11 protein-coding genes are annotated in these 12618 nt (G+C 65.6%); 5 read left to right on the top strand and 6 right to left on the bottom strand.

Annotated elements, in window-relative coordinates:
- Nucleotides 1-203: 203 nt before the first annotated feature.
- Together ACQR1B_RS33655 and ACQR1B_RS33650 are read right to left on the bottom strand one after the other, a co-directional pair.
- The gene (locus tag ACQR1B_RS33655) at nucleotides 204-629 is read right to left on the bottom strand and encodes a CBS domain-containing protein (protein WP_434835289.1); all 426 of its coding nucleotides are present in this window, start codon (nucleotides 627-629) and stop codon (nucleotides 204-206) included.
- A 36-nt stretch (nucleotides 630-665) separates the two neighbouring features.
- Nucleotides 666-1499 carry a universal stress protein gene (locus ACQR1B_RS33650; protein ID WP_434835290.1) on the bottom strand — a complete coding sequence of 278 codons (834 nt, stop codon included), beginning with the start codon at nucleotides 1497-1499 and terminating at the stop codon, nucleotides 666-668.
- A 379-nt stretch (nucleotides 1500-1878) separates the two neighbouring features.
- On the opposite strand from ACQR1B_RS33650, the gene fixL reads away from it, so the two are divergent.
- The 4 genes from fixL (at nucleotide 1879) to ACQR1B_RS33630 (ending at nucleotide 5225) form a co-directional block, all read left to right on the top strand.
- Nucleotides 1879-3330, top strand: a complete 1452-nt coding sequence (fixL, locus tag ACQR1B_RS33645) for a sensor protein FixL (RefSeq protein ID WP_434835409.1) — start codon at nucleotides 1879-1881, stop codon at nucleotides 3328-3330.
- Nucleotides 3323-3940 (top strand): response regulator FixJ, encoded by a 618-nt coding sequence (gene fixJ, locus ACQR1B_RS33640; protein WP_434835410.1) that lies wholly within the window; start codon nucleotides 3323-3325, stop codon nucleotides 3938-3940. Before fixL ends, fixJ begins: the two co-directional genes overlap by 8 nt.
- A gap of 77 nt (nucleotides 3941-4017) precedes the next feature.
- Complete coding sequence (locus tag ACQR1B_RS33635) at nucleotides 4018-4422, top strand: response regulator (protein WP_434835291.1); 405 nt, start codon at nucleotides 4018-4020, stop codon at nucleotides 4420-4422.
- 110 nt (nucleotides 4423-4532) lie between these two features.
- Nucleotides 4533-5225, top strand: coding sequence for a helix-turn-helix domain-containing protein (locus ACQR1B_RS33630; protein WP_434835411.1), 693 nt, complete (start codon nucleotides 4533-4535; stop codon nucleotides 5223-5225).
- A gap of 9 nt (nucleotides 5226-5234) precedes the next feature.
- Here the strand turns inward: ACQR1B_RS33630 and ACQR1B_RS33625 are convergent, their stop codons facing one another.
- The 4 genes from ACQR1B_RS33625 to ACQR1B_RS33610 all read right to left on the bottom strand — a co-directional run bounded on the left by ACQR1B_RS33625 (nucleotide 5235) and on the right by ACQR1B_RS33610 (nucleotide 11217).
- A complete protein-coding gene (locus ACQR1B_RS33625) occupies nucleotides 5235-6578 on the bottom strand; it encodes an MFS transporter (RefSeq protein ID WP_434835292.1) in 1344 nt (447 codons plus the stop codon).
- 95 nt (nucleotides 6579-6673) lie between these two features.
- Nucleotides 6674-7132: a PRC-barrel domain-containing protein gene (locus ACQR1B_RS33620; protein ID WP_434835412.1), complete on the bottom strand. Its 459-nt coding sequence runs from the start codon at nucleotides 7130-7132 to the stop codon at nucleotides 6674-6676.
- Between the two features lie 47 nt (nucleotides 7133-7179).
- Nucleotides 7180-9381, bottom strand: a complete 2202-nt coding sequence (locus ACQR1B_RS33615) for an amylo-alpha-1,6-glucosidase (RefSeq protein WP_434835293.1) — start codon at nucleotides 9379-9381, stop codon at nucleotides 7180-7182.
- Between the two features lie 72 nt (nucleotides 9382-9453).
- Complete coding sequence (locus tag ACQR1B_RS33610; RefSeq protein ID WP_434835294.1) at nucleotides 9454-11217, bottom strand: ABC transporter ATP-binding protein; 1764 nt, start codon at nucleotides 11215-11217, stop codon at nucleotides 9454-9456.
- Nucleotides 11218-11539: 322 nt separating this feature from the next.
- Between ACQR1B_RS33610 and ACQR1B_RS33605 the strand changes: the two genes are divergently transcribed.
- Nucleotides 11540-12610, top strand: coding sequence for a glycosyltransferase family 4 protein (locus tag ACQR1B_RS33605; RefSeq protein ID WP_434835295.1), 1071 nt, complete (start codon nucleotides 11540-11542; stop codon nucleotides 12608-12610).
- Nucleotides 12611-12618 lie beyond the last annotated feature (8 nt).

Here is a 12618-nt window from a genome sequence, read left to right as displayed (position 1 = left end):
GCAACCACAATCGTTCACACGTGGAATTGATCGAAATCAACCTTGCGACCGGTTCGCTGGTAAAGAGCCCGACTGTTGCAGCACTGAACGACCACGGGCGGCGGCAGCCAGACGCACGAACGCATCATCCCGCAGGCGCCATGGGCGCCTGCGGGATGATGGTCTTAGACGTTCGTATCAGGCGCGGAAGGATCGGCGGCCGATCAGTCCTTGGCGGCCGCTGCGAGCGCGCGCACGATGTCCTCGCGGGCGATGATACCAACCAGCCGGTTGTCGCCGTCGGTCACGGGCAGGCTGCGGATGCGGTGCTCGACCATCAGCTGCAGCACGCGCGTCAGCTTGGTATCCGGCCTGACATAGATGAACTCGGACGTCATCACGTCGGCGACGGTCCGGTTCATCAGGTCGGCGTAGCGCGGCAGCATCTGATTGGGCGTGAACGCGAAGCATTTCAGCACGTCGAACTTGGTGACGATGCCGATCACCTCGTCGTTCTCGACGACGGGGTAGGTGTTGAAATCGTCGCGGTCGAACATGTCGCCGAGCTCGCGAATCGAGGTCTCGCGGGTCACGGTCGTGATGGTCCGCGTCATGTAGTTGCCGGCGGTTTCCTCGAGAAATCTGTACAAGGCGGCAATCCTGTTCTCGGATGAAGCAATTGAAGTTCAGTGCGACAGCAGCACGCAACGTTCCGTGCGCGTCAAGAGATGCTCGGTGACGCCGCCGAGCACGAGCTCGCGGAATCGCGAATGGCCATAGGCGCCGGCGATCACGAGACCCGCCTTCAACTCGGCGGCGACGGCGTCGAGCTTGGCGGCGACGTTGCGCCCCTGCCCTGGCTCCTCGACCCGCGCCGATGCCGCGATCCCGTGACGGCCGAGCCACGCGACCACGTCATCGAGACGCGCCTCGCAGGCATCGTAGTCCGAGGTGTCTTCCGGGATCTCGGCGACGACGACCTCGCTCGCCTTGGCGAGCAGCGGCAAGGCATCTGTGATCGCCCGGCGCGCCTCCGGAGTTTCCTTCCAGGCCACCAGCACGGTCCCGAGATCGATCAGGCCGGCATTGTCCGGCACCACCAGAAGCGGACGTCCGGCCTGCATGACGAGATCCCGGGGATTGGCGGTCGCGAACGCATCGGACATGCCGGGATGCACGGCGCCCGTGACGAGGATGTCGGCGGCGTGGGCCTGCGCCAGGACATAGCGGGCGGGAAAATCCAGCGCGCTGCGCCAGCTCAGCGGCGCCGCGCGGCCGCCGACGACCGAGCGGAATTGCCGTTCGAGTTCGGCCAGCCGGTTCTGCAGCGCGGCCTCGCCCTGGTCGATCAGGTCCTGGGCCTGCTCGCCGGTCGTGAAATAGAGCGGCGGGCTGAATTCCGCAGCTGCCACGCCGATCATGCCGGCGCCGAATCGGGCCGCGAGATCGCTCGCGACCTCGAGACGGGCCTCATTCGGCTGGTTGAGCGCAAGGCTCACCATGACAGTCGCGAACGTCATCCGTCTCTCCAAACATTGCTTCCATGCAGCTCTTAGAGGTGAAATCGCCCCCCGTGATGAGATAGATCAATATGTGGCGGTGGAACCGCGGACGGGAGGGGGCGATGGAACCCGGCCGACCCTCGGAAAGCCTTGAATTGTCGAACCAAAAGGTTAGTCAGGGCCGGTTGCAGCCGCACAATCTGGTATAGGCTGCCGCAGGACTCGGCCGATCACGGCAACAGGGCTCTTGGCAACAGGGCTTGGCAACACGGCTTTTGGCAACGCGCCTCTTGGCGACAACGGCTGGCATAACGGCGAATCGATCGAAGGCTCTCAAGTGCGCGGCGTCACCCAACCCTTTCCCGACGCATCCGTCCGCCCCGAAGATGCCCAGCCGCTGGGCTTCGGGGCCTGGGATCTCGATCTTGCCTCGGGCGAGTTCTACTGGTCGGCGACCACACGGACGCTGTTTGGTGTCGAGGCCGATCAGCCGGTGAGCTACGGCTCGTTCCTGTCGCTGCTCGCCAGCCAGGATCGCGCACCGGTCGAAGCGGCGATCGCGCATTCGCGCCACCAGGGCACCGGGTTCGACATGTCGTTCAAGGTGCCGAACGGCGGCCACTGGATCCGCGTGCTCGCCGGCGTCGTTCCCGGCGAGGATGGGCAGCCGCGGCATTTGCGCGGCATCGCCCTCGACATCGATCAGGAGAAGCGGCTGGAAGAGGCGCTGCGCCTGCGCGAGCAGCATTTCCGCTCGATCCTGGACACCGTGCCGGACGCAATGATCGTGATCGACGGCAACGGCATCATCCAGTTCTTCAGCGCCGCGGCCGAGCGCATGTTCGGCTACTCCGAGGACGAGGCCGTGGGTCTCGACGTCAGCGAACTGATGCCGGAGCCGGACCGTTCGCGCCATGCCGCCTACCTCACTCGCTACCATGCCACCCGCGAGCGCCACATCATCGGCATCGGCCGCATCGTGACCGGACGGCGCCGCGATGGCGCGACGTTCCCGATGCACCTGTCGATCGGTGAGATGCAGTCCGGCGGCAAGCCGTATTTCACGGGCTTCGCCCACGACCTCACCGAGCACCAGCAGACCCAGACGCGCTTACGCGAATTGCAGTCGGAGCTGGTCCATGTCTCGCGCCTCAGTGCCATGGGCGAGATGGCCTCGGCGCTGGCGCACGAGCTGAACCAGCCTCTCGCGGCGATCAGCAACTACATGAAGGGCTCGCGCCGGCTGCTGGCCGGCAGCAGCGATCCGAACACGAGCAAGATCGAGAGCGCGATGGACCGCGCCGCCGAGCAGGCGATTCGCGCCGGCCAGATCATCCGCCGTCTGCGCGATTTCGTCTCGCGGGGCGAATCGGAGAAGCGGGTCGAGAGCCTCTCGAAGCTGATCGAGGAAGCCGGCGCGCTCGGCCTTGCCGGCGCCCGCGAGCAGAACGTCCAGTTGCGCTTCCAGCTCAACCCGGAGGCCGATCTGGTGCTGGCGGATCGCGTCCAGATCCAGCAGGTGCTGGTGAACCTGTTCCGCAACGCGCTCGAGGCGATGTCACATTCCCCGCGTCGCGAACTCGCGGCGATCAACCGCAGGGTCAGCAACGACTTGATCGAAGTCGCGGTGTCCGATACCGGAACGGGGTTTCACGACGACGTCATGCCCAACCTCTTCAAGACCTTCTTCACCACCAAGGACACCGGAATGGGAGTCGGCCTCTCGATCAGCCGTTCCATCATCGAGGCGCACGGCGGACGCATGTGGGCCGAGAACAACGAGGCGGGCGGCGCGACCTTCCGCTTCACCCTGCCCGCCGCTCCAACCAGGGTTGAGCATGATGGCTGAACCGGCCAAGGTCTATGTGATCGACGACGACGAGGCGATGCGGGATTCGCTCAACTTCCTGCTCGATTCCTCAGGCTTCGACGTCACGCTGTTCGAGAACGCGCAAGCCTTCCTCGACCGGCTGCCGACGCTGGCCTTCGGCTGCGTCGTCTCGGACGTCAGGATGCCCGGCATCGACGGCATCGAGTTGCTCAAGCGCATGAAGGCGACCGGCAGCAGCTTTCCCATCCTGGTGATGACCGGCCACGGCGACGTGCCGCTCGCGGTCGAAGCCATGAAACTCGGCGCCGTCGACTTCCTGGAAAAGCCGTTCGAGGACGAGCGCCTCGTCGCCATGATCGAGACGGCGATCCGCCAGGCGGAGCCGGCTGCGAAGACCGAATCGATCACGCAGGACATTCTCGTCCGCATCGCCAGCCTCAGCCCGCGGGAGCGCCAGGTGATGGATGGATTGATGGCCGGCCTCTCCAACAAGCTGATCGCGCGCGAATACGACATCAGCCCGCGCACCATCGAGGTCTACAGGGCGAACGTGATGACCAAGATGGGCGCGAACAGCCTCTCCGAGCTGGTGCGGCTGGCGATGCGCGCCGGCGCGTTGAAGGATTGAGCTAGATCAAGCTGCCTTGACAGAATCGAGTGTTATGTTGTGCCTCGGTTCAACATCACATTCCCGCGGCACGTGCGATGTCGGTTCACACCAAACCTACGGTCTACGTAGCCGATGACGATGCTGACGTCCTCGGCTCGCTCCGCTTCCTGCTGGAAGCCGACGGCTTCGACGTCCGCACGTTTCGCAGCGGCACGGCGCTGCTCAAGGCTTCGGATCATGCGCCCGTCGACTGCTTCGTCGTCGACTACAAGATGCCGGAGTTGAACGGCGTCGAACTCGCCGAGCGGCTGCGCAAGCAGGGCGCGACTGCGCCGGTCGTGCTGATCACCGGCCATTACGACGACCGTCTGGCGGCGCGCGCGGCCGCCGTCGGCATCCGGGATTTCCTGCTCAAGCCGCTGCTCGACGACAACCTGGTGAAACGGATTCGCAAAGCGATCGCCAACGACCATTCGGCTACCGTCGGCCGCGCCTGCTGACCGCCGGCCTACGTATATCTACGTAAGGGAACCCCCTTAAGATATCGCGCGAAATGTCCTTAACGGGAGCCGCCGTGTACCACATCGCCATCCGCCGCAAGGAGATGGTCATGCTCAATCAGTCGGTCGCCAATTCGGTCGTCACCACCAATATTCCCCACATTGCTCCGTCTCCTGCCGCCAATCCATTTGCCGAGATCACCGGCCATGTCGGACTGATCGCCACCGAGTTCTCCTACAAGAAAGACGAGGAGATCTATGGCGAGGACGAGCCTGCCGAATACGTCTACCAGGTGATTTCCGGAGCCGTTCGCAGCTACAAGCTACTGTCCGACGGCCGCCGTCAGATCGGCGCCTTCCATCTTCCCGGCGACGTGTTCGGTCTCGAATTCGGTCCCACCCACCGTCTCGCCGCCGAGGCGATCATCGACACCACGGTGCGCCTCGTGAAGCGCCGCAGCCTCGAACAGGCGGCCGCCACCGACGTCGCCGTCGCCCGCAAGCTCTGGACCATGACCGCGGGCGACCTGCGCCATGCCGAAGACCACATGCTGCTGCTGGGCCGCAAGACCGCGATGGAGCGGGTCGCGACCTTCCTGCTCGAAATGGACCGCCGCCTCGCCGTCGCCGGCATGATGGCGCTGCCGATGTGCCGTCGCGACATCGGCGATTATCTCGGCCTGACCCTGGAGACCGTGTCGCGCGCGCTGTCGCAGCTGCACAGCCAGGGCGTTCTCGGCTTCTCCGGTGCGCGCCAGATCGTGCTGCGCAACCGTCAGCGCCTGCGCAGCATGGACGCCTGATCTCCGACGCTACTCTGCCGGCTTGCGCTCACGCTGCTGTCCGGTCTCGGGCATCAGCAGCGCGATCAGTACAAGGCCTGTCAGCGCCACGCCCGACAGGCCCGTAAAGGCAGTGACGCTGCCGTATTTGTCGGTGACGAAGCCGGCAATGATGGTGGACAACGATGCTCCGATCCCGGACGCCGTCCCGACGATTCCCTGCGCCAGACTGAAATGGCCACTGCCGAAGGCGACGTCGGCCACCGTCAGCGGAATCATCACGGCGAACACAGCGGCAGTGACCCCGTCGAAGATCTGCACCGCCACGAGCACGACAGGATCGTGCACGACGGCAAACAGCACGCCGCGGATCGCCAGCGCACCAAATCCCAGCATCAGCAGCGGCCGGCGGCCCCATCGTTGCGCCACCGCGCCGACCGACGGCGAGGTCAATGCCACGATCGCCTGGGGCACGACGATGCAGAACGCGATCAGCATCGGCGCCCACTCGCTCGATTTGGTCGTCACCACGCCGGCCATCAGCGGCAGCATCGCCGCATTGGCGAGCTGCAGCAGGAACACGCCGAGCGCGAACACCAGCAACGCGCGCTGGCGCAGCAGACCCAGCAGATTCGAGAGCCGCGCGACCTCCCTGTCCTCCCGGTCGGCCCGGCCATGCGCACGCGCGATGTCGATCTCGCGTTCGCGGATGCGCGATAGCGCGATCAGGGTCGGAAACGCTAGAATGAAGGTGACCAGAAACACCGCGCGGCTGGACAGCAGATAGCCGCATGTGCCCATCACCGCCGCCGCCACGCCATTGCCGAGCGAGGCAAACCGCGCGTTGCGGCCGAGCCGCTCCGCCATGCCGCGCGGTCCGACCAGGCCGAGGCTGATCGCGGCGATGGCCGGTCCGAGGACGCAGCTCGCCGCCGCATGCAGGGTCGCAGCGCCGGCCACCACGGGAAAGATCGGCCACAGCGCGTAGGCGAGCGCGCAGCAGCCGATCGCAGCGATCGCAAGGCCCGCCACCCGCCGCTCTGATTTTGCGGCATCGATGATCGCGCCGCCCGGCATCTGCCCGATCAGGCCGACGACGCCGCCGATCGACAGCACCAGCCCGATCTGCGCCTGCGTCCATTTCTGCGTCGTCAGGTACACCGCGATGAACGGACCAAACCCGGTCTGTACGTCGGCGAGAAAGAAGATGAACCAGTCGAGACCGCGCAGGCTCTGCCGCGACGGCGACGGCTTTGCCGTCTCTCCGGAGCCCTGTCCAGGTTCCGGCCCTGGCCGAGGCCGCACGCCGCCATCGGCCTCGCTGCTGTAGCGAGGCTGCCGGTCCCGTGGTGCGGACGGCCGCGCAATCGGCATGGCTTCAATGTCTCAACTTGCATCGGGCGCGGGACGCGGATGTCGGGTTGACGGGTCCGGGCGCGCTCACCGGACCGATGGGCTCAGGCACTCTTTCAATGATCGAAAATCCAGGGCGACAGCCTGCCGGCGGCGCCGAGGACGACGACAGGCTTGTCCTCCTTGAATTCGGGCGCGGCCTTCACCTGCTCCTTGGTGAGGTCCAGCGAGACCTGATCCTTCTTGTCGGCGAGGTGCTTGAAATCCAGCGCGGTCCAGTCGACCACGATCTTGCGGCTGCCGACGCCGAGGAAGCCGCCGAAATCGATCACCGCGGCGCGGACCGTGCCGTTGAGATCGACGATGACGTCGACGATCTGTCCCATGTCCTCGCCGGTCGAGCTGCGCACGTCGCGGCCAAGCACGCCATGCGCATCGCGTGCACCGAGGACCGTTACCGAGGCCGGCGGCGGCGGCTCCTTCGCGGGCCCTGCGGCGTCCTTGGCGGGCGGCGCCGGCGAGGCCTGCTGCGCGTGCCCCTCATTGGCATGGAGACCCGCGAGCAGCGGCAACATCGCGAGACCGATGCGCGCCCATCGGCTGATGCGCTGCGTCGGCCCCGTCATTGCGCCAGCACCAGCGAAACCTGGATCTGACCGCGCCGCCGCAGCACCTCCATCGAGATGTCCTCGCCGTGGCGGCGAACGCGCAGATCGATCGTCGAGTTGCCGAGCCTGAGATCGCGCAGCACCACCCAATCCAGAAAGTCCGGCAGTCGCGGATTGCGCAGCCGGATCTCGCCGCGCGCGGCGTCGAACTCGAGCCCCAGAGCAGCTTCGAGCAGCGTGAAAGGCGTCGCGCTCGCCCAGGCCTGCGGCGCGCAGGCCACCGGATAGAGCGTCGGCCCGCGATGCTTCTCGCGTCGGAAACCGCAGAACAGTTCCGGCAGCCGGCGCAGATCCATGTAGGACGCGGCCTCGAACAGGCCCTTGAACACCTGCTCCACCGCATGCTTCAGCCCATAGCGCGACAGGCCGAGCGCGATCAGCGCGTTGTCGTGCGGCCAGATCGAGCCGTCGTGATAGGACATCGGGTTGTAGCGCGCCTCGCCATAGGCGACGGTGCGGATGCCCCAGCCCGAGAAGAAATGCGGCCGCAGCAGATCGGCCGCCACCCTGCGGGCGCGGTCCTCACGCACCATGCCGCTGAACAGCAATTGGCCGGCATTCGAGGTGCGCACCCGGCAGGGCTTCTTGTCGCCGTCGAGTGCGAGCGCGTAGGTGTTGAGATCCTCGCACCAGAAGGCGTCCTCGAATCGTTCGGCCAGCCGCGCCGCTTCCGCTTCGAGCCAATCGGCCATCGTCGCCTTGCCGATCCGGCGCGCACAGCGGGCCGCCAGCCGCTTGCCGGCGTAGACGTAGCCCTGCACCTCGGCGAGCGCGATGTTGCCTTCTGCGAGACGCCCGTCGGCGTGGAAGACCGCATCGTAGGAATCCTTCCAGCCCTGGTTGGCGAGCCCCTGCTCGGAGGCCCGTTGATATTCGACGAAGCCGTCGCCATCGGGATCGCCCGGCCCGTCGATCCAGCTCAGCGCCAGCTCGATCGCCGGCCACAGTTCCAGCAAGGTCTCGATGTCACCGGTGCGCTCGATGTAGAGCCCGGCCAGCAACACGAACAGCGGCGTCGAATCGACGCTGCCGTAGTAGCAAGCGAACGGCACCTCGCGCAGCGCCGCCATCTCGCCGCCGCGCATCTCGTGCAGGATCTTGCCGGGCTCGGCATCCGCGAGCGGATCGGTCTGCCGCGCCTGATGCACGGCGAGCCGTCGCAGCACGCCGCGAGCGATGCGCGGATCGACCCACAGCATCTGCAGTGCCGTGATCAGGCCGTCGCGGCCGAACGTCGTCGAGTACCAGGGAATGCCGGCGTAGGGGTAACGTCCCTCCGGCGTGTCCGTCATCAGGATGTTGAGGTCGGCCGCCGCCTGGCACAGCACCTCGTTGAGGATGTCGTTGGAGGTCTCGATGCTGGCGCCGCCGACGGTGCAGCGGCGCATCTCGCGGCGGTGGGCGAGCAGGCTGCGGAAGAAGCGCCGGGGCCGCTCGCCGGCCTTGGCGTTGCACATCACGGCCACGAACAGCGAGGCGGATTGCTGCGGCGCGAGGTCGAAATGATAGGTCGCGACGCTGGCGGTGAGGTTGGTCGGGCGCGGATCGAAGGTCACGTCGGTGGTGCGCAGGACATTGTCGAGCCCGCGATAGTTGAGCACGACCTCGCTCGGATCGACCAGCCGGCTCGAACCGATGCCGCGCCGGGACCGTACGGAGCCGCGCACTTCGAACAGGTCGGCAAAATCATTGTCGAACGTCAGCTTGAGGTCGAAGCTGGCGTTGCGATCGCCATGGTTCTGCAGCCCGATGCGCTGGTAGGCGGTGCCGTGCCAGAGAAAGATCGTGCGCACGATGTGCAGCATGTCCTTCGGCAGCACCAGCCGGCCGTCGCTGTAGATGTCGGGATTGGTGAGATCCACGGTCAGCGCCGAGTTGTCGTCACGCAGGCTGGAGCCCAGCAGCAGCGGCTGAACGTCGTCCAGCGTCAATTCGAGCCGTGCGAGATAGCGCGTATCGGCATTGAACAGGCCATCCGGACCGCCGGCCGAGGCGCCGATGTCGCCATGGCCGTCGAGGACGATGAAGGTGTCGTCGTGTTTGAGCGATCGCCGAGGACGGGCCGCCGGCCCCGTCATGGGAATGTAGAACGGCTGCTCGGCAGGCTCGTCCATCCGGGGGATCGATGACAGCGTGGTTGCGGCTTCGGCGGACATGTTGACCTCGTGCAAAGTTGAAGTGCCCACACAACCGAGAGTGCACGTTCTCGACGCGACCCGGCGCAACGATCAGGCGGCAAATTTGGCGAGCCGGTTCATTTCCTGGGTGACGAGTTCCCGGTAAGGGCCCTGGCCCTGCATGAGCCGGTCAGGCGCGCCGTCCTCGATGATCCGGCCCGACCTGAGCACCACCACCCGGTCGAAATTGCGCAACGTCGTGAGACGATGCGCGATCGCGATCACGGTACGCCCGCGCATCAGCCGACTCAATGCCTCGCGGATCGCCTCCTCCGATTCGCTATCGAGCGCGGCGGTCGCCTCGTCCAGCAGCAGGATCGGCGCATCCTTGAGGAAGGCGCGCGCGATCGCGATGCGCTGGCGCTGGCCGCCGGAGAGCTTCACGCCGCGGTCGCCGACCATCGTCTGGAGCCCCTCGGGCAGCGTTTCGACGAAATCGCAGCGCGCCGCGATCGCGGCCCGCAGCACCTCGTCGTCGGTCGCGCTCGGCCGGCCGTAACGGATGTTCTCCAGGATGGAACGATGGAACAGCGAGATGTCCTGCGGCACGACGGAGATCGCCTCGCGCAGGCTCTGCTGGGTGACCCTGGCGATGTCCTGGCCGTCGATCGTGATGCTGCCCTGTTGCGGGTCGTAGAACCGCTGCAGCAGAGTGAACAGGCTGGATTTGCCGCCGCCGGACTGCCCGACCAGGCCGACGCGCTGGCCCGGCTGCAGGCGCAGCGTGAAATTCTCGAACAATTTGTGCCCGCCCGGATAGTGGAAGGCGATGTCGTTGAATGCAATCGCGGCACCGCTCTTGACCAGCGGCTCGGCTTCGGGGTGATCACGCAGTTCGTGCGGCTGCAACAGGGTCGCGATCGCCTCGCTCATTCGCGCGATGTGCTGGGTCACGTCGACCAGAGCAACGGCCAGATCGCGCGTCGCGTTGAGAATGCACAGGCCGAGCGTACAGACCAGCACGACGTCGCCCGTCGTTGCCCCGCCGCGCTGCCAGAGCGAGATCGCCCAGGCCATCAGCGCCACCGTCAGCACGATCGTCACCGTCGCATGGAGAATGCGCAGCTTTTCGAGATAGCGCAGGCTGCGCCCGCGAGCCTCCAGCTCCTTGTTCACAGTCGCATCGAACCGGTCGTGCTCGTGGCGCAGGCCGCAGAAGGCGCGGACCAGCGGCATGTTCGAAATGACGTCGACGATCTCGCCGTCGACCATCGCCGCCTTGTCGGCGAAGTCGTCGTGCAGCGGCTTGCCGGCCGCGGCCAGGCGGAACATCGCCAGCACCATCATCGCTGCGATCAGGAGCAGTGCAATGGCCATCGGGCCGCTGACGGTGCCGATCAGGCAGATCGCCGCCACCGTGGCGAGGCAAGGCGGCAGCACGTTCCAGACGAACATGTTCTCGACGGTGAACACGGCGTTGGAGGTCGCCGTGATGCGGCTCGACAGCATGCCCGGCAAGCGGTCGCCGAAGTAGCTCGGCGAATGTCCGGTGAGATGGCGGAACATGTCGCGCCGGAGATCCCCGGTGACGCGCACGAAGGTGAAGCTCGCGATCCAGCTGGCGACGCGCCACAGCACGTTGTCGGTCGCGATCAGCGCCATCAGCAGCACGAACGCGGCCCACACCTTTCCGCCTCCCGCAGGTCCTGCGGAAAGGCTGTCGACGAGCGCCTTAACGCCATATTGCGTGCCCACCGAACAGGCGACGGCACCGATGACGGACATCAGAATGACGAGATGGGCCACTGGGCGTTCGCGCAGATAGCGCATCACGAAGGGAAAGGGCCGGTGGGCATAACCTGAAAGCTGATCCATGGACTGTCCGTGAGAGAGATTTTGCGTTCTTGCTGCTGAAGTGGCGATGGCTCGACCGGAACCGATCAGAGTCGACGTGTCATCTCAGTTCCCGCAGCATCGCCGTCGCGGCGTCAGCGTGTGTCGACATTCACTGCACTCACAGGGTTTGGAAGCACCAGATGGCATCAATGAGACGTCGCGTGGAACGATGTCTCGACGAACGTGGCTTGGAAGAAAGTGTCTCGGATCAAGGAACTTCGCAAATGCGAGAACGTTCCCGTCTGGCTATCGCCGGATCGCGGAGGAGCCCCTCCCTCTTTCACATATAGGAGACGATGAGATGCGCATCGCGCAGGTTGCTCCGTTGACGGAAGCCGTGCCTCCCAAGCTCTACGGCGGCACCGAGCGAGTGGTCCATTGGTTGACCGAAGAGCTCGTTGCCCTCGGCCATGACGTGACGCTGTTTGCGAGCGGCGATTCCCAGACGACGGCCACACTCTGTCCGACATGGCCAAGGGCATTGCGACTCGACGGCTCGGTGCGCGACCCGAATGCCCTGCATATGGTGATGCTGGAGAACGTCCGGCAGCAATGTGACGATGAAGCGTTCGACGTCCTTCATTTTCACCTCGACTACTATCCGTTCTCGCTGTTCCATCGCCAGCCGACGCCCTTTCTGACGACTTTGCATGGCAGACTCGATCTTCCCGAGCATCAGCCGGTGTTCTCGGTCTTCAAGGATGTTCCGGTCGTTTCGATCTCGGATGCGCAACGCCGGCCGGTTCCAAATGCGAATTGGATCAGCACCATTCTCCACGGCCTTCCCGAGAAGCTGCTGACGCCGAAGCCGGTGACACCGAGCTATCTCGCGGTGCTCGGACGGATCGCACCCGAGAAGGGCGTCGATCGCGCGATCAAGATCGCGATGCGTTGTGGCATCCCGCTCAAGATCGCCGCCAAGGTCGACCGGGCGGACCAGGACTATTACGACCAGAAGATCCATCCGCTGATCCACGGCAATCCGCTGGTCGAGTACATCGGCGAGATCGGCGACCATGAGAAGCCAGACTTGCTCTCCGGTGCGCTCGGCCTGCTGTTGCCGATCGACTGGCCGGAGCCGTTCGGTCTCGTCATGATCGAAGCGATGGCGTGCGGGACGCCCGTCATCGCCTACAACCGCGGCTCGGTGCCCGAAGTGATCGACGACGGCGTCACCGGCTTCATCGTCGAGGACGAACTCAGTGCCGTCTCCGCCGTCAGCCGCCTGTCCGATCTCAGCCGCGGTCGCGTGCGCGAGCAGTTCGAGCGTCGCTTCACCGCACGTCGCATGGCGCTCGACTACGTCGCAGCCTATCGCCGGCTGATCGAGAAGGCCGAGCCACGCATCAGGCTGGTCAGCAGCGCCGAGTAGTTCATCGC

It is taken from the genome of Bradyrhizobium oligotrophicum (assembly GCF_051168495.1).
Classification (GTDB): domain Bacteria; phylum Pseudomonadota; class Alphaproteobacteria; order Rhizobiales; family Xanthobacteraceae; genus Bradyrhizobium; species Bradyrhizobium oligotrophicum_A.
The sequence above is the reverse complement of the archived record's forward strand: the minus strand, read 5'-3'. Positions and strand labels throughout refer to the sequence as shown.

Coding starts and splice junctions, on each gene's coding strand:
- ACQR1B_RS33630 (WP_434835411.1), top strand. CDS start 4,533: ATGCTCAATCAGTCGGTCGCCAATTCGGTCGTCACCACCAATATTCCC.
- ACQR1B_RS33650 (WP_434835290.1), bottom strand. CDS start 1,499: ATGACGTTCGCGACTGTCATGGTGAGCCTTGCGCTCAACCAGCCGAAT.
- ACQR1B_RS33635 (WP_434835291.1), top strand. CDS start 4,018: ATGTCGGTTCACACCAAACCTACGGTCTACGTAGCCGATGACGATGCT.
- ACQR1B_RS33615 (WP_434835293.1), bottom strand. CDS start 9,381: ATGTCCGCCGAAGCCGCAACCACGCTGTCATCGATCCCCCGGATGGAC.
- ACQR1B_RS33620 (WP_434835412.1), bottom strand. CDS start 7,132: ATGTTGCCGCTGCTCGCGGGTCTCCATGCCAATGAGGGGCACGCGCAG.
- ACQR1B_RS33610 (WP_434835294.1), bottom strand. CDS start 11,217: ATGGATCAGCTTTCAGGTTATGCCCACCGGCCCTTTCCCTTCGTGATG.
- fixJ (WP_434835410.1), top strand. CDS start 3,323: ATGGCTGAACCGGCCAAGGTCTATGTGATCGACGACGACGAGGCGATG.
- ACQR1B_RS33605 (WP_434835295.1), top strand. CDS start 11,540: ATGCGCATCGCGCAGGTTGCTCCGTTGACGGAAGCCGTGCCTCCCAAG.
- ACQR1B_RS33625 (WP_434835292.1), bottom strand. CDS start 6,578: ATGCCGATTGCGCGGCCGTCCGCACCACGGGACCGGCAGCCTCGCTAC.